Source organism: Mycobacterium sp. IS-1556, from assembly GCF_001499985.1.
Lineage (GTDB): Bacteria > Actinomycetota > Actinomycetes > Mycobacteriales > Mycobacteriaceae > Mycobacterium.
In genome coordinates this window covers 69,407-84,503 of the sequence record NZ_LQIM01000002.1, presented here as the reverse complement: position 1 = coordinate 84,503, position 15,097 = coordinate 69,407, and the positions used below count along the sequence as shown (strand labels likewise).

The window sequence follows — 15,097 nt, the reverse complement described above, 5'->3', positions numbered from 1 at the left end:
GACCCCGAGGAGATTTCGTGACCACACCCGATCGGCCACTTCGCGTGATCCAGTGGACCACCGGCAATATCGGCCGTCGGTCGCTGCACGCGATCATCGGACGCGACGACATGGAGCTCGTCGGCGTCTACGCGCACAGCCCGGACAAAGCCGGCGTCGACGCGGCGGAACTGGCGGGCTGGCCCGAACCCACGGGGATCGCGGCCACCAACGACATCGAGGCACTGCTGGCGCAGCGCCCCGACGCCTGCTGCTACAACCCGCTGTGGCCAGACATCGACGAGTTGTGCCGGCTGCTCGAGGCCGGTGTCAACGTCTGTTCGAGCGCGGCGTGGATCACCGGCGGCAAGCAGTCACCGGCGGACCTCGACAGAATCCGGAAGGCCTGCATGACAGGCAATTCGACGATCTTCGGAAGCGGAGCGCACCCCGGGATGAGCAACATGGTGGGCATGGTGCTCTCCGGCGCCTGTGAACGGGTCGACGAGATCCGCATCACCGAGTCGGTGGATTGTTCGACGTACGAATCGGCGGGAACGCAGACCGCGATGGGATTCTCACAGGATCCGGACACCCCCGGGCTGGCGGAGAGTGTACGGCGGGAAAGCGAGGTGTTCGCCGAGTCCGCTGCGATGATGGCCGACGCGATCGGCGCGGAACTCGACAGGATGACCTTCGACGTCACGTTCACAGCAGCGACAGGGGATTCCGACCTCGGGTTCATGCAGATCCCCGAAGGCACCGTCGCCGGCGTCCACGGTTATCACCGCGGCTGGGTGGGCGAGAAGAACGTCGTCAGCGTCGGATTCAACTGGATCATGGGTGACCACGTCACCCCGCCGAAGCCGCTGGAACACGGCCATGTCATTCAGGTTTTCGGGCTTCCCAACATGCGCACCGTGCTGCACTGCCTGCCGCCGAAGGACTGGACCGAACCCGGTTTCATGGGTCTGGGCATGATCTATACCGCGCTGCCGGTGACCAACGCCGTGCCCGCCGTGGTGGCGGCGCAGCCGGGCATCGTGACGCTCAAGGACCTGCCTCCGGTCACCGGTCGCGCCGCGGTGTGAATTACCGCCGAAGGCACAGCGGCGTACGGTTTCTCGACCATTTTCCGTACCGCAGTGTGCGCTCGTGAGCCTAGAGTCGTTGCGCGAGAGTACTTTTACCTGTCCCGTCGAGATCCGCGAGCGCTGCCCGACGACCCGTCATCACCATCATCAGCGCCTCACCGGGACCGATCACCTCGGCACCGTGCCCGTGTGACCAGTCGACGTCGGTGGCGTGCAGGCGCAGCCCGCGGATCCGCCGGCCCGCCCCCAATCGTGGATTACCGGGGATCAACGGCAGGATGCGCCCGAGGCGATCGGCGGGGATGGTGCGCGGCCGGTTGAGCGCGCGGCGGATGTCCTGGTGGTGCACCGTGGCGTCGACGAAACCGATCATGCCGCCGAAGCCGGCGGTCAAGCCGCTCGGATACAGGTGCCGGTTCAGATACGCGACCAGCTCATCGGGCGAGAACCCGGCGAACTCGTCGACTCCGACCTGGTTCGCGTTCACCACCCACCCCTTGGCGAACCGCTTCAGCAGACCGCCGACGCTGAGTTCCTCATAGCTGACCACATGCGCGACAACGTCTTTGACGGTCCACCGGCTACAGAGACTCGGGTGGCGCCACTGCTCGGGCGTCAACTCGGCCAGAAACGCCGCGAGGTCGGCTCGCTCGGCGCGGGCCAACTCCTTGAGGCTCGGTTCGCCGTCGATGGACATCACGGCGCCTCGCGGTCGAACAGGTCGCCGTAGCGGCGCAGATACAGGGGCCAGCCGGCATCACCGCCGACGCCGGTGGCGACGGAATCCCAGCCGTCGCCGTGCCTTTCAAGGTGGCGATGCTCGAGGATGACGCGCGTACACCCATCGGCCTCGGCGGTGAACACGACCTCGACCTCACTGCACCGCCCGGGATCGGATTCGAGCTGCCACGTCGGGCCGATGTCCCACGAGAAGACGATGCGGTGCGGCGGCTCGATGACGAGCACCCGCGCCCAAGCGCAGACACTGCCGTCCTCGCCGCGGTCGTAGATGCGCCCGCCGACATGCGGCTCGAAGACCGTCTCGACGATCGGGGTGCCCAACAGGTTGTGCTCGCGCGGCTTGAAGTCGCCGAACCGCTCGGTGAACACCCGGAACGCCCGTTCGAGCGGCGCGTTGACGGTGATGTCGTGGCGGACGACCGCGGATTGGGCAGAGGTCATCATTGCTCTCCTTCGCGTTCGGTTATTTCCTTGAAGCCGGCCAGCGCCTGCCCCCAGAAGCGATCGAGGTCGGCCCGCATGGCGGCCAGCCCCACCGGGTCGAGCTGGTAGACGCGCCGGGTCCCGTCGGGGCGGTCGCAGACCAGCCCGGCGCGTTTGAGCACCTTGAGGTGCTGGGACACCGCGGGCCTGCTGACCGGAAGATCGCGAGCCAGCTCCCCGACCGCCATCGGCCGGTGCGCGAGACGTTCGACGATCGACCGCCGGGTGCGGTCCGCCATCGCCACCCACGCATCGGCATCTTGGTAAGTCGGCACGAACCGTAAGTTATCACTTACCAAAGCCGCGGGCAATGGCCGGATCAGTCGGCGAGCTGGACGACCACACCGATCGCGCCCCCACCGACATGGATCGACAGCACCGGACCCATATCCCGCACGGTGAGCGCTTCGAGCTGAGGGAGCCGGTCCGTCAGCGCGGCGCCGACCTCGTCGGCGCCGTCGTGGTTGTCGACGTGGTGTACCGCGATCGACGCCTGGCGGTCACCGACAAGATCGGCGACGCGGTCCACCATCGTCATGTGTGCCTTGCCGATCGTCCGGATCCGTTGGTCGAGCACGAGTCGGCCGTCGACGTCGATGCACAGCAGCGGCTTGACCGACAACGCGGTGCCCAACCATGATGCCGCGGTTCCGATCCGCCCGCTGCGCCGCAGATTGTCCAGCCGGTGCACCACGATGAACGCGTGCGTGCGTTGTACCGCCGAACGCGCAACGGCCTCAACCGAATCCAGGTCCAAACCGTTGGCGGCGGCGCGCGCGGTGGCGAGCGCGGTGAACCCCACCCCCATCGCCGCCGAGCGTGAATTGACGACCCGTACCGACGGTCCGAACTCCCGAGCGGCCTGCACCGCAGAACTGTACGAACTCGACAGCGCCGCCGACAGGTGCACGGCGACAACGCCGTCGCCGTCGCTGTCCCGCAGCGCCTGGCGGTACATCTCCGCGAGGTCGGCGGGTGTCGCGCCCGCGGTGCTCGCGCGCAGCACCTCATGCACGTCATACGGCACCTCGTCGACACCGTCGCGCAGGTCGATCAGATCGACCAGCACATGCAACGGCACCTGCCGGATGTCGGTCTGCTTCAACTCGTCAGGCGTCAGGCGCGACGACGAGTCGGTCACCACGACTACGGACACGGCACGCCGGCCTCGGCGAGCGCCTTGAGCATGGAGTCTGCCACGGCCTGATGAGCATCGAAGTTCCAGTGGATGCCGTCGGGGTTGCCCTGGCCGTTCATGACGTACTCCCCGACCGCCGCCTTGAGGTCGACGAGCGGAATGTCATGCTGGTCGGCCCATTCGGTGAGCGCTCTGACGGTGCCGTCGCGGCCATGATGTGCCCTGCCGTACGTGTCGGCGATGTGCACCGAGGGCAGACAGGCGACGACGGGTATCCCGGGCCGGTTGAAATCGATGGCGCCGCGGGTCATCTCGAGATACTCCGCGGACAGGTGTGGCGGCAGCGCAGCGCGCGCCACCGGTGAGAGCCGCGGCTGCACCCAGCAGTAGCCGTCGCGCACCCAGCGGCGCAGCCATGGCGGGCGCACGTAGCGGATCAGTTCACGCGCCGCGGTGGGCAGCGGCGACGGCAGGGAATCCATGCCGCCCGTGGCGAACACCACCGCGCCGGCCCGCGGCAGCGCCGCCCACGCCCGCGGGTCCTGCGTCGCCGCCCACCACACGTCACGACACGTCCAACCGATCCGACCGATCAGCTCGACATCCCAACCAAGCTGGGCGGCAACGATGTTGGGCCAGATCCGCGGATCGTCGGCCGGCAGCCCGCCGGTCGGGCCGTAGTAGGACAGCGAGTCGCAGAAGATCAGAAGGGTCGGACGCTCACAAGACATCGTTGGCTACCTGTGCCGAAGCGTTCCACACGTCGAGCCGCCACCGTACGGCCTCGGGCGCCGCGTCGACGTCACTGTGGCCGGACAGCTGCACCCAGCTGGCGTTGCCCATGCCGCCGAGGATCGGCCAGTTGTCGACCGGCAGCCTCAGCAGCGCCGAGGTCAGCGCCGCGATCAGCCCGCCGTGGGCGACCAGCACGACCGGCCGTTCCGGATCCCCACCGGGCTGGTGCAAACCCCACTCCGGCTGTCCGACGATCAGCTCGTCGACCAGCGGCATGCTGCGCGCGGCGACGTCGACGCGACTCTCCCCGCCCGGCGGCGCCCATCGCGAGTTGTCCCGCCACGCCAGCCGAGCACCGGGCGCCGCGGCGTCGACCTCGAGGTGGGTCAGCCCCTGCCACTCGCCGAGGTGTGTCTCCCGCAACCGAACGTCGGCCGTAACGGGCACGCCGGCGCGGTGGCCGAGCACCACCGCGGTGTCGAATGCCCGCCGCAGATCCGAGGTCACAATCGCCAACGGCTGCCGCTTGGCCAGCACCTCTGCCGCCGCGACCGCCTGCTCCCGCCCCAGATCGGTCAGGTCGGTGTCCAGCTGGCCCTGCATCCTGCTGCCCGCGTTGTACTCGGTCTGCCCGTGCCGCAGCATGACCAGGCGTCGGACCCGCCTCACGGTCGGCCGTCCTCTTCCGTCATCCCCTGCTCTTCGGGCGGGGCCCCACTTTGCGTATGCGGCTCGTCCACATCGACCGGGATCGTCGGGCAGTCCCGCCACAACCGGTCCAGCGCATAGAAGTTGCGCTCGTCCTCGTGCTGGATGTGCACCACGATGTCGACATAGTCGAGCAGGGTCCAGCGGCCCTCGCGGGCACCTTCGCGGCGGGCCGGTTTGTAGCCGGCGACGCGCATCTTCTCCTCGACCTCGTCGACGATGGCGTTGACCTGTCGTTCGTTCGACGCAGAGGCGATCACGAAGCAGTCGGTGATGACGAGTTGGCCCGACACGTCGATCACCACGACGTCGTCGGCGACCTTGGCCGCGGCCGCCTGCGCGGCCACCGTCGCCATGCGGACGGCTTCGTCGGAGGCGCTCATCGGTGCTTCCCCTGGGTTGTGAGCGGTTGTGCGGCATAGAGTTTGCGCTTGGCCACGTACTGGACGACGCCGTCGGGCACCAGATACCAGATCGGCCGGTTCTCCCGGGCGCGCTTACGACAGTCGGTCGACGAGATCGCCAGTGCGGGCACCTCGACGAGCTGCAGCGCATCGTCGGGCAGTTCCTTGATCGCCGCAGCGATGTGCTTACCGTCCAGCTCGTACCCCGGCCGGCTCACCCCGACGAAACTCGCGATGGCGAACATCTCCTCCCAGTTCTGCCACGACAGGATCGACGCCAGCGCGTCGGCCCCGGTGATGAAGAACAGGTCCGCGTCGGGGTTGAGCGCGCGCAGATCGCGCAACGTGTCCTTGGTGTAGGTGGGTCCGCTCCGATCGATGTCCACTCGGCTCACGGTGAACCGTGGATTGGAGGCGGTTGCGATCACCGTCATCAGGTAGCGGTCTTCCGCGGCGGTGACTCGGCGGTCCTTCTGCCACGGCTGTCCGGTCGGGACGAACACCACCTCGTCGAGTCCGAACAGTTCGGCGACCTCGCTGGCCGCGACGAGGTGCCCGTTGTGGATGGGATCGAACGTCCCACCCATCACGCCGAGCCTGCGCCGAGGAGCCACGAATAGCCAGCTTACGGGAGTGGCCGAGCCGGCTCAGACCGGCAGCAACCGATCGATGACCGACGCCAACTGCTTGGCCGACCGGCATTCGTGCATGGTGATGACGTCCTCATACCGCGGCACCGCCGAGTCGCCGCTGCCCCACAGGTGCCGGGGTTCGGGGTTCAGCCAGTGCGCATGCCGGCTGGAGTTGACCATGTGCGCGAGCAGCTCGATCTCGGGGTTGCGGTAGTTGTTGCGGCCGTCGCCGAGGATCAGCAGCGCGCTGCGCGGCGAGAGCACATTGGGCCATCTGTCCATGAACGACGCGAACGCGTGGCCGTAGTCGGAGTGCCCGTCGCGGGTGTACACACCCGCTTCCCGGGTGATGCGCTGTACCGCCACCGCGAGGTCGGCGTCCGGTCCGAACAGCTCGGTCACCTCGTCGGTGGTGTCGATGAAGGCGAAGACGCGCACGCGAGAGAACTGTTGGCGCAGCGCATGCACGAGCAGCAGCGTGAAGTGGCTGAACCCGGCGACCGAGCCCGAGACGTCGCACAGCACGACGAGTTCGGGCCGGGCGGGATGCGGCTTCTTCAGCACCACGTCGATCGGCACCCCGCCGGTGGACATCGACTTGCGCAGCGTCTTGCGCAGGTCGATCTCGCCGGCGCGCGAGCGCCGCCGCCGCGCGGCCAGCCGGGTCGCCAGCGTGCGGGCCAGCGGCGCCACCACCCGGCGCATCTGGCGCAACTGCTCACCCGAGGCGCGCAGGAACTCTACGTTCTCGGCGAGCTGCGGCACACCGTACATCTGTACGTGGTCGCGGCCGAGTTGTTCGGCGGTGCGGCGTTTGGTCTCCGCCTCGACCATCCTGCGTAGCTGGTTGATGCGCTGCGCAGCAAGGGCTTTGGCAATCTGCTCCTGCGTCGGCGTGGGCTCCTCGCCGTACGGAGCCAGCAGGCCGGCGAGCAACCGGCCCTCGAGGTCGTCGAGGTTCATCGCCTTGAGGGCCTGGTACGACGAATACGACGGCCCTCGACTGGAGTTGTAGCGGCCGTACGCCTCGACGATCTGAGCGATCATGGCGGCCATCCGCTCGTCGAGGTTCGCCAGATCCTCGTTGTCGGCCAGCATGTCCAGCAGCGCCGACCGCATAGCCTCGACGTCCTCCGGCGGCAGACCCGGGTCGCTGTCGTCCGCTTCACCGTCGTCGTCCACCAAAACCGTCCGCGCGCCCAGCGCAGCGGGGAACCACAGGTCGAACATCGCGTCGTAGGTATCGCGGTGGTCGGGGCGGCGCAGCACCGCGCAGGCGATGCCCTCCCGCAATGCCTCCCGATCGGCCAAGCCCAGCACGGAGACCACCTGTCCGGCGTCGACGGTCTCCGAAGGGCCTACCGAAATTCCCTGTGCCCGTAGCGCTTCGACGAACCCGACGAGGTGGCCGGGCAGGCCGTGCGGCGCCAACGGCTGCGACGGTCGGGTCCGGCGCACGGCCATCTCAGTTCAGCCTCAGCTCGCCGGAGGCCTTGATCTGGTCGGCCTGGTGTTTGAGCACCACACCCAGCGTGGCCGCGATCGTCGCATCGTCGATGGTGTCCAGCCCCAGGGCCAGGATCGTACGGCCCCAGTCGATGGTCTCGGCAACCGACGGCAGCTTCTTGAGCTGCATTCCGCGCAGCACGCCGATGATCTTGACCAGCTCGTCGGCGAGCCGCTCGGGCAGCTCCGGCACGCGGGACAGCAGGATGCGCCGCTCGAGGTCGGGATCGGGAAAGTCGATGTGCAGGAACAGGCACCGGCGCTTGAGCGCCTCGGACAGCTCGCGGGTGGCGTTGGAGGTCAGGACGACGAACGGCGCGCGCTCCGCACTGATCGTGCCCAGTTCCGGCACGGTCACCGCGAAGTCGGACAGCACCTCCAGCAGCAGGCCTTCGATCTCGATGTCGGCCTTGTCGGTCTCGTCGATCAGCAGCACGGTCGGCTCGGTGCGCCGGATCGCGGTCAGCAGCGGGCGCGACAGCAGGAACTCCTCGGAGAACACGTCGTCGCGGGTGGAGTCCCAATCCCCGTGCCCGGCCTGAATCCGCAGGATCTGCTTGGCGTGGTTCCACTCGTAGAGGGCACGAGCCTCGTCGACGCCCTCGTAGCACTGCAGCCGCACCAGACCCGACCCGGTCGACTGCGCGACCGCGCGAGCCAGTTCGGTCTTGCCGACACCCGCGGGTCCTTCCACCAACAACGGCTTGCCGAGCCGGTCGGCCAGGAAAACCGCTGTCGCGGTTGCGGTGTCGGGCAGGTAGCCGGTCTCGGCCAGCCGTCTGCCGACATCCTCGATGTCGGCGAACAGCGGCGCTGGGCGGGCGGGGACACTCACGGATAGGGCTCCTATATCAGGCCGGGCGGGTGTGGCCGTCTCCCCACACAATCCACTTGGTTGACGTCAGTTCGGGCAAACCCATGGGTCCGCGGGCGTGCAGCTTCTGGGTGGAGATTCCGATCTCGGCACCGAACCCGAACTGCTCCCCGTCGGTGAACGCCGTCGACGCGTTCACCATCACCGCGGCCGCGTCGACCCGCTCGGTGAACCGTTGCGCCGCAGCGAGATCCGTGGCGACGATCGCTTCGGTGTGGCCGGTGCCGAATTCGTTGACGTGGTCGATGGCCGCGTCGACCCCGTTGACCACCGCCAACGCGATGTCCATCGAAAGGAACTCGGCCCGCAACTCCTCTTCGGACGGGTTGTCGTGCACCGTGACACCGGCGTCCCGCAGCGCGCGGGTCAGCCGCGGCACCGCACGATCGGCGATCGCGGCGTCGACCAGAACCGATTCGGCCGCGTTGCAAACGCTGGGCCTGCGCGTCTTGGCGTTGAGCAGGATGCGTTCGGCGACGTCGAGATCGGCCGACTCATGCACGTACACATGGCAATTGCCCACGCCGGTCTCGATCGTCGGCACCGTCGCGTCCCGGACGACCGCGTCGATCAGCCCTGCGCCACCGCGCGGGATGACGACGTCGACCAGCCCGCGCGCCTGGATCAGGTGGGTGACGCTGGCGCGGTCGGAGCTGGGCAGCAATTGCACCGCGTCGACGTCGAGCAGTTCGGTCGCCAGCGCGGCGCGCAGCGCGTTCACCAGCGCGGCGTTGGAGTTGGCCGCCGAGGAGCTGCCGCGAAGCAACACCGCGTTGCCGGACTTCAGCGTCAACCCGAATGCGTCGACGGTGACGTTCGGCCTGCCCTCGTAGACGATGCCGACGACACCGAGCGGGACACGCAGCTGCCGCAGTTGCAGACCGTTGGGCAGTGTGCGGCCCTGCAGCACCTCGCCCAGCGGGTCGGGGAGCCGCGACACCTGGCGCAGTCCGTCGGCGATGCCGTCGACGCGGTCCGGGTTCAACTTGAGCCGGTCGAGCATCGCGTCGGGGGTGCCCGCGGCGCGGGCGGCGGCGAGGTCCTGCTCGTTGGCCTCGAGGATCTGCCGCGTCGACATCAGCACGTGGTCGGCGGCGGTGTTCAGCGCGCGGTTCTTGGTTTCCGAGCTGAGGGTGGCCAGCGCGCGCGCCGCCACGCGGGCTCGGCGGGCGGCGTCGTGTACCTGACCACGCAGATCGGCGGCATCAGAAGCCAAGGGGACCTGCACACTCATCAAACCAGCGTATCGAACGGGCTTCGGGAGTTCGACACGTGTCAGGTAGCGGTGCTGCATTAGCGTTGGGGGTCATGGTGGCGCGGGTGTGTGTGGTCGGCAGTGTCAACGCCGACCACACGTTCATGGTGAGCGCCCTGCCCCGCGCGGGCCAGACCGTGCTGGCGTCCGGCCTGTCGACCTCACCGGGCGGTAAAGGCGGCAACCAGGCGGTGGCCGCGGCGAGGGCGGGCGCGGAGGTGCGACTCGTCGCCGCGCTCGGTAGCGACGCGGCGGCCGAGGCGCTGAGGGGTCACCTCAGCGCCAACGGGGTCGGTCTGGACGGCGTGATCACGGTGCCTGGGCCGAGCGGATCGGCCGTGATCCTGGTGGATTCGTCGGCAGAGAACACGATCGTGGTCGCGGCGGGGGCGAATGCCGCGCTCGACGTGAATTCCGCGGACGTGCGTGGCGTCATCGCCGACTGCGACGTGATGCTGCTGCAATTGGAGATTCCCCTTCCCACCGCGATCGCCGCCGCGAGGGTGGCGCGCGAGGCCGGTGCGGTCGTCATCGTCAACGCCTCACCGCCCGGTGCCCCGCCGCACGAGCTGCTCGCGCTGTCCGAGTCAGCCGACGTCGTCGTGGTCAACGAGACCGAGGCCGGCGAGTGGCACTGGCCCGTCCCGCATCTGGTGATCACCCGGGGTCCGCGCGGTGCGAGTTATCTGGGCGACGGCGAGCGCTTCGTCGTCCCGGCACCCACCGTGCGGGCCGTGGACACCTCCGGCGCGGGCGACGTGTTCGCCGGTGTGCTCGCCGCGCACTGGCTCGACGGCCACGAGACCGCGCTGCGCCGGGCCTGCGCCGCCGCCGCATTGTCCACGCTCGTTCCGGGGGCCGGCGATTGTGCGCCCTACGCCGAAGCCATCGACGACGCGGTATCCAATCGAGCGACGGAAAGGCAGTTATGACGAGCACCCAGCCGAGCACCACCGGCGGCCCGCGGCCACCCGAGGGCGACTGGCTCGGCACCCCCTACCTGAAGTTCACCCGCGAGGGCCCGTTCGGGGTGTGCCGGCTCGACCGGCCGGAGGCCCGCAACGCGATGACGCCCGCGATGTACTTCGGAATCCGTTACGCGGTGCGCCACGTCGACGCCGATCCGGATCTGGCCGGTCTGCTGATCACCGGCACCGGCGACGTCTTCGCGCCCGGCGGTGACATGGGTGGGGGCGACGGCAGCGACAACTGGCTGACGTTCGGGTCGGCGCTCGGCATGGACGTGACACCGTTCGAGACCCTGCGGCAGTCGGTCAAGCCGGTGGTGTCGGCGGTCAACGGGCTGTGTCAGGGCGGCGGCTTGCAGATCGCGCTGTGCAGCGACATGACGGTCGTCAGTGAGCGGGCCACGTTCCGGGTGCCCGAACTGCTGCGCGGTATCGCCGACACGTACTACAGCCAGATGCTGGCCCGCCTGATCGGCCCGGTCCGCACGCGGGATCTGATGTTCACCGGCCGGACGTTGTCGGCGCGGGAGGCGCTGGAGTGGGGCATGGTGACGCGCGTGGTGCCCCACGACGCTCTGCTCGATGCGGCGCGCGAGGTGCTCGGCCAGTGCTGTCGGACCGCTCCCGGCGCCCGCGGCGTGGTCAAGTCGAGCCTGGACAACTATCTCGGGTTGTTCGACCGCATCGGTATGCAGGCCAGCTACTCCTCGGCCGAGGCGATGGAGGGCTTCCGGTCGTTCAAGGAGCGCCGTTCGCCGGACTGGGTGCACCCCGACCTGCGTGTCGACGGCCGCCTCTAGCGAGCGATTTGTGGAGCGCTACCGGCGCTGAGCGCCGGTGCGGCTCCACAAACCGAGGCCCCGATAGTACAGAATTCCCTGTACTATCGGGCCATGCAGACGGTCACCCACAGCGACGCGCTGTCGCGGTTCGGTTGCGCGCTGTCGGACCCGACCCGCGCCGAGATCCTGCTGATGTTGCGCGACGGGCCCGGCTATCCCTCGGAGCTCGCCGACAAGATCGGCGTCTCCCGCCAGATTCTGTCCAACCACCTGGCCTGTCTGCGGGGCTGCGGACTGGTGCTCGCGCAGCCGGAGGGCCGCCGCAGCCGCTACGAACTCGCTGACGAGCGCATCGCCCACGCACTCGACGACCTGGTCGGCCTCGTGCTCGACGTCGATCCGGCCTGCTGCCCGAGCGCGGTCGCCGACGACTGCTGCTGATGCCCACCACCGCCCGGCGCGAGGTACTCGCCCGTCGTATCCGATGGCTGGTGGCCGCCACGATCACCTACAACGTCATCGAGGCGGCCATCGCGCTGGCCGAGGGCACCCGGGTGTCGTCGTCGGCGCTGATCGGCTTCGGGCTGGACTCAGTTGTCGAAATCGCCTCCGCGGCGGCCGTCGCGTGGCAGTTCGCGGCGCGCGATCCTGAGACGCGAGAGAAGACCGCGCTGCGCTTCATCGCGTTCTCGTTCTTCGCCCTCGCGGCGTACGTAACCGTCGACGCGGTGCTCGCGTTGACCGGCCGCGGCGCGGCCGCGCCGTCGCTGGTCGGGATCGTGCTCGCCGCGCTGAGCCTGGCGATCATGCCCGTGCTGTCGCTGGCGCAGCGGCGCGCCGGCCGTGAGTTCGGTTCGACGTCGGCCGTCGCCGACTCCAAGCAGACATTGTTGTGCACCTACCTGTCGGCGATCCTGCTGGCAGGCCTGCTGCTCAACGGCCTCTTCGGCTGGTCGTGGGCCGATCCCGTCGCGGCGCTCGGTATCGCGGTGATCGCGGTCCGCGAAGGCGTCGACGCGTGGCGCGGTGATCCCTGCTGCGCGTGAACATCTACAAGGAGTCAGCATGCCGATCATCGCACTCGTCCTGTTCGGATTGTTCGCCGTACTCGGATTCGGTTGGCGCAGTTGGCGTCAACGGCGCCGGACCGGATCGACCGGGTTTCGTGGCATCAGCGGGCGGCCGCTGTCGCCCGAGTGGTTCGCCGGGGTGGGGTTCGTCGTCGCGATGGCCGCCGCCGTGTTCGCGCCCATCCTGCAGCTCGCCGGCGTGGTCGCGCCGTTGGAAGTTCTCGACCGGCCGTGGCTGAACGTCGTCGGCATCGCGTTGGCCGTGGCGGGCATCGGCGCAACGCTCTACGCGCAGTTCGACATGGGCGACTCCTGGCGGATCGGCGTCGACGCAAGCGAGACCACGACTCTGATCCGCAGCGGCGTGTTCGCCCGGGTGCGTAACCCGATCTTCACCGCGATGATGGCTTTCGGCTTCGGAATCGCCCTCGTCACACCGAATCTCGTAGCTATCATCGGCTTCGCGCTTCTCGTCGCGACGATCGAGGCGCAGGTGCGCGTCGTCGAAGAGCCGTATCTGCTCGCGACGCACGGCGACAGTTACCGCGACTACCTCGCGACAGTCGGCCGGTTCGTGCCCGGCATCGGCGTGATTTCGGGATAGCTGGTTGCGCTGACCGCACCCGACGACACCGAAATCACAGTCACTCCTCGGGGATCTCCCGCTCGATCTCGTCGAGCCAGGTGCGCGCGGACATGTCCGACGGCGCCCGCCAGTCACCGCGCGGCGAGAGCGACCCGCCGTGCGACACCTTCGGCCCATTGGGCAGCGCCGACCGCTTGAACTGCGCGAACGAGTAGTATCGCTGCGCGAACACCTGCAGCCAGTGCCGAATCTCCTTCAGCGAGTACGCCGGTCGTTTGTCCTCGGGATAGCCGGTTGGCCAGTCGCCGCGCGCGGGATCGCTCCAGGCGTGCCAGGCGAGGAACGCGACCTTCGAGGGCCGGAACCCGAAGCGCAGCACCTGAAACAACGAGAAATCTTGCAGCACATAGGGGCCGACCTTGGATTCGCTACTCTGGATCTCCTCGTCCTCACCGGCGGGCACCAGCTCCGGGGAGATCTCGGTGTCGAGCACCGACTGCAGGACCTCGTTGACGGTCTCGTCGAACTGCTTGGACGTGATCACCCAGCGAATCAGGTGCTGAATCAACGTCTTCGGCACGCCGCCGTTGACGTTGTAGTGCGACATCTGGTCCCCGACGCCGTAGGTCGACCACCCGAGCGCGAGTTCGGACAGGTCGCCGGTGCCCAGCACGATGCCGCCGCGCTGATTGGCCAACCGGAACAGGTAGTCGGTGCGCAGGCCGGCCTGCACATTTTCGAACGTGACGTCGTAGACCTCCTCGCCGCGCCCGAACGGATGGTCCATGTTCTTGAGCATCAGTTCCGCGGTCGACTTGATGTCGAGTTCGTCGAATGTCACGCCCAACGCCTCGGCCAACCGCACGGCATTGCCCTTGGTGCGGTCGCCGGTGGCGAACCCCGGCATGGTGAACGCGAGAATGTCGCTGCGCGGCCGTTGTTCGCGATCCATCGCCCGCGCCGCCACGATCAGCGCGTGCGTCGAGTCCAGGCCACCGGACAACCCGAGCACGACCTTGGGGTAGTCGAGCGCACGCAACCGCTGCTCGAGCCCGGCCACCTGGATGTTGTAGGCCTCATAGCAATCCTGTTCCAGCCGTTGCGGATCCGACGGAACGAACGGGAAGCGTTCGACGTGCCGGAGCAGCCCGATGTCACCCGATGGCGGATCGAGCTGGAACTCCACCCGCCGGTAGGAGTCCGTCGACGTACCGTGGTGACGCCGGTTGTCGTCGAAGGTGCCCATCCGGATGCGTTCGGAGCGCAGCCGTTCCAGGTCGACGTCGGCGATCGAGCGTTGCTCAGCCTTCGGGAACCGCTCGGATTGCGCCAGGCACTCGCCGTTCTCCCAGATCATCGTCTGGCCGTCCCAGGCGAGGTCGGTGGTCGACTCCCCCGGCCCCGCCGCGGAATAGACGTATGCGGCCAGACAGCGCGCCGAAGCGGAGCGGGCCAGCAGGCAGCGGTCCTCGGACCGGCCGATGGTGATCGGGCTGCCCGACAGGTTCGCCAACACCGTTGCACCGGCCAATGCCGCCGACGCGCTCGGCGGAATCGGCACGAACATGTCCTCGCAGATCTCGACGTGCAGCACGAAACCCGGCATGTCGGTCGCGGTGAACAACAGGTCGGGGCCGAACGGCACGTCCGCCCAGGCATCACCGCGCCCCATCCGGATCGCCCCGCGCACGTCGTCGCCGGGCGCCATCTGGCGTCGCTCGTAGAACTCGCGGTACGTCGGCAGGTAAGACTTCGGCGCCACGCCGAGCACCCGCCCGCGGTGGATCACCACGGCGGTGTTGTACACCCGGTGCCGGTAGCGCAGCGGCGCGCCGACCACCAACACCGGCATCAGATCGGCCGAGGCCACGACGATGTCGAGCACCGCGTCTTCGACCGCATCGAGCAGCGCGTCCTGCATAACGATGTCCTCGATCGAATACCCCGACAGCGTCAGCTCCGGGAAGACCGCAAGCGCCACGCTGTCGTCGTGGCAGTCGCGCGCCATCCGCAGCACGGACTCGGCGTTGGCCTGCGGGTCGGCGAGCGCCGTATGGTGCGTACAGGCGGCGACGCGGACGAAGCCGTGCCGGTACGCCGAGTAGAAGTCCATGCCTCATTGTTGCCCGAAAACGGAACGGG

At 68.4% G+C, this 15,097-nt stretch carries 18 protein-coding genes; 6 read left to right on the top strand and 12 right to left on the bottom strand.

Annotated elements, in window-relative coordinates; translation table 11 throughout:
* Nucleotides 1-17 precede the first annotated feature (17 nt).
* The gene (locus tag AU187_RS03505) at nucleotides 18-1,070 is read left to right on the top strand and encodes an NAD(P)H-dependent amine dehydrogenase family protein (RefSeq protein WP_059102408.1); all 1,053 of its coding nucleotides are present in this window, start codon (nucleotides 18-20) and stop codon (nucleotides 1,068-1,070) included.
* Nucleotides 1,071-1,140: 70 nt separating this feature from the next.
* On the opposite strand, the gene AU187_RS03500 is transcribed toward AU187_RS03505, so the two are convergent.
* From AU187_RS03500 to AU187_RS03450, 11 genes are read right to left on the bottom strand one after another with little or no spacing between them, the layout of a single operon-like run.
* Complete coding sequence (locus tag AU187_RS03500) at nucleotides 1,141-1,770, bottom strand: maleylpyruvate isomerase family mycothiol-dependent enzyme (protein ID WP_059102407.1); 630 nt, start codon at nucleotides 1,768-1,770, stop codon at nucleotides 1,141-1,143.
* A complete protein-coding gene (locus AU187_RS03495) occupies nucleotides 1,770-2,255 on the bottom strand; it encodes an SRPBCC family protein (RefSeq protein WP_059102406.1) in 486 nt (161 codons plus the stop codon). The genes AU187_RS03500 and AU187_RS03495 overlap by 1 nt, the downstream gene beginning before the upstream one ends.
* Entirely contained in the window at nucleotides 2,255-2,572 is a 318-nt protein-coding gene (locus tag AU187_RS03490; RefSeq protein ID WP_059102405.1) for an ArsR/SmtB family transcription factor, read from the bottom strand. Before AU187_RS03490 ends, AU187_RS03495 begins: the two co-directional genes overlap by 1 nt.
* A gap of 44 nt (nucleotides 2,573-2,616) precedes the next feature.
* A complete protein-coding gene (locus tag AU187_RS03485) occupies nucleotides 2,617-3,453 on the bottom strand; it encodes a DegV family protein (protein ID WP_059102404.1) in 837 nt (278 codons plus the stop codon).
* On the bottom strand, nucleotides 3,444-4,166 hold the full coding sequence (gene octT, locus AU187_RS03480; protein ID WP_059102403.1) for a diglucosylglycerate octanoyltransferase: 723 nt from the start codon (nucleotides 4,164-4,166) through the stop codon (nucleotides 3,444-3,446). The genes AU187_RS03485 and octT overlap by 10 nt, the downstream gene beginning before the upstream one ends.
* Nucleotides 4,156-4,815 carry a glucosyl-3-phosphoglycerate phosphatase gene (gpgP, locus tag AU187_RS03475; protein WP_059102402.1) on the bottom strand — a complete coding sequence of 220 codons (660 nt, stop codon included), beginning with the start codon at nucleotides 4,813-4,815 and terminating at the stop codon, nucleotides 4,156-4,158. The genes octT and gpgP overlap by 11 nt, the downstream gene beginning before the upstream one ends.
* A 20-nt stretch (nucleotides 4,816-4,835) precedes the next feature.
* A complete protein-coding gene (rsfS, locus tag AU187_RS03470) occupies nucleotides 4,836-5,261 on the bottom strand; it encodes a ribosome silencing factor (RefSeq protein WP_059102401.1) in 426 nt (141 codons plus the stop codon).
* Complete coding sequence (gene nadD, locus AU187_RS03465) at nucleotides 5,258-5,896, bottom strand: nicotinate-nucleotide adenylyltransferase (protein WP_082683765.1); 639 nt, start codon at nucleotides 5,894-5,896, stop codon at nucleotides 5,258-5,260. Before nadD ends, rsfS begins: the two co-directional genes overlap by 4 nt.
* A 33-nt stretch (nucleotides 5,897-5,929) precedes the next feature.
* Nucleotides 5,930-7,378, bottom strand: coding sequence for a vWA domain-containing protein (locus AU187_RS03460; RefSeq protein ID WP_059102399.1), 1,449 nt, complete (start codon nucleotides 7,376-7,378; stop codon nucleotides 5,930-5,932).
* A 1-nt stretch (nucleotide 7,379) separates the two neighbouring features.
* The gene (locus AU187_RS03455; RefSeq protein WP_059102398.1) at nucleotides 7,380-8,255 is read right to left on the bottom strand and encodes an AAA family ATPase; all 876 of its coding nucleotides are present in this window, start codon (nucleotides 8,253-8,255) and stop codon (nucleotides 7,380-7,382) included.
* Between the two features lie 16 nt (nucleotides 8,256-8,271).
* Nucleotides 8,272-9,528, bottom strand: coding sequence for a glutamate-5-semialdehyde dehydrogenase (locus AU187_RS03450; RefSeq protein WP_059102397.1), 1,257 nt, complete (start codon nucleotides 9,526-9,528; stop codon nucleotides 8,272-8,274).
* Between the two features lie 74 nt (nucleotides 9,529-9,602).
* On the opposite strand from AU187_RS03450, the gene AU187_RS03445 reads away from it, so the two are divergent.
* From AU187_RS03445 to AU187_RS03425, 5 genes are all read left to right on the top strand, one after another.
* The gene (locus AU187_RS03445; RefSeq protein ID WP_082683773.1) at nucleotides 9,603-10,481 is read left to right on the top strand and encodes a ribokinase; all 879 of its coding nucleotides are present in this window, start codon (nucleotides 9,603-9,605) and stop codon (nucleotides 10,479-10,481) included.
* The gene (locus AU187_RS03440) at nucleotides 10,478-11,317 is read left to right on the top strand and encodes an enoyl-CoA hydratase/isomerase family protein (protein ID WP_059102396.1); all 840 of its coding nucleotides are present in this window, start codon (nucleotides 10,478-10,480) and stop codon (nucleotides 11,315-11,317) included. The genes AU187_RS03445 and AU187_RS03440 overlap by 4 nt, the downstream gene beginning before the upstream one ends.
* Nucleotides 11,318-11,410: 93 nt before the next feature.
* Nucleotides 11,411-11,740 carry an ArsR/SmtB family transcription factor gene (locus AU187_RS03435; protein ID WP_059166239.1) on the top strand — a complete coding sequence of 110 codons (330 nt, stop codon included), beginning with the start codon at nucleotides 11,411-11,413 and terminating at the stop codon, nucleotides 11,738-11,740.
* Entirely contained in the window at nucleotides 11,740-12,345 is a 606-nt protein-coding gene (locus AU187_RS03430; RefSeq protein ID WP_059102394.1) for a cation efflux transmembrane domain-containing protein, read from the top strand. Before AU187_RS03435 ends, AU187_RS03430 begins: the two co-directional genes overlap by 1 nt.
* 19 nt (nucleotides 12,346-12,364) lie before the next feature.
* Nucleotides 12,365-12,973, top strand: coding sequence for a methyltransferase family protein (locus AU187_RS03425; protein ID WP_059102393.1), 609 nt, complete (start codon nucleotides 12,365-12,367; stop codon nucleotides 12,971-12,973).
* Between the two features lie 40 nt (nucleotides 12,974-13,013).
* Here AU187_RS03425 and AU187_RS03420 read toward each other — a convergent pair whose 3' ends face one another.
* On the bottom strand, nucleotides 13,014-15,068 hold the full coding sequence (locus AU187_RS03420; RefSeq protein ID WP_059102392.1) for an NAD(+) synthase: 2,055 nt from the start codon (nucleotides 15,066-15,068) through the stop codon (nucleotides 13,014-13,016).
* Nucleotides 15,069-15,097 lie beyond the last annotated feature (29 nt).

Coding starts and splice junctions, on each gene's coding strand:
- AU187_RS03450 (WP_059102397.1), bottom strand. CDS start 9,528: ATGAGTGTGCAGGTCCCCTTGGCTTCTGATGCCGCCGATCTGCGTGGT.
- AU187_RS03445 (WP_082683773.1), top strand. CDS start 9,603: ATGGTGGCGCGGGTGTGTGTGGTCGGCAGTGTCAACGCCGACCACACG.
- gpgP (WP_059102402.1), bottom strand. CDS start 4,815: ATGCTGCGGCACGGGCAGACCGAGTACAACGCGGGCAGCAGGATGCAG.
- AU187_RS03495 (WP_059102406.1), bottom strand. CDS start 2,255: ATGACCTCTGCCCAATCCGCGGTCGTCCGCCACGACATCACCGTCAAC.
- AU187_RS03440 (WP_059102396.1), top strand. CDS start 10,478: ATGACGAGCACCCAGCCGAGCACCACCGGCGGCCCGCGGCCACCCGAG.
- AU187_RS03460 (WP_059102399.1), bottom strand. CDS start 7,378: ATGGCCGTGCGCCGGACCCGACCGTCGCAGCCGTTGGCGCCGCACGGC.
- AU187_RS03425 (WP_059102393.1), top strand. CDS start 12,365: ATGCCGATCATCGCACTCGTCCTGTTCGGATTGTTCGCCGTACTCGGA.
- AU187_RS03500 (WP_059102407.1), bottom strand. CDS start 1,770: ATGTCCATCGACGGCGAACCGAGCCTCAAGGAGTTGGCCCGCGCCGAG.
- AU187_RS03420 (WP_059102392.1), bottom strand. CDS start 15,068: ATGGACTTCTACTCGGCGTACCGGCACGGCTTCGTCCGCGTCGCCGCC.
- AU187_RS03435 (WP_059166239.1), top strand. CDS start 11,411: ATGCAGACGGTCACCCACAGCGACGCGCTGTCGCGGTTCGGTTGCGCG.
- AU187_RS03430 (WP_059102394.1), top strand. CDS start 11,740: ATGCCCACCACCGCCCGGCGCGAGGTACTCGCCCGTCGTATCCGATGG.
- octT (WP_059102403.1), bottom strand. CDS start 4,166: ATGTCTTGTGAGCGTCCGACCCTTCTGATCTTCTGCGACTCGCTGTCC.
- rsfS (WP_059102401.1), bottom strand. CDS start 5,261: ATGAGCGCCTCCGACGAAGCCGTCCGCATGGCGACGGTGGCCGCGCAG.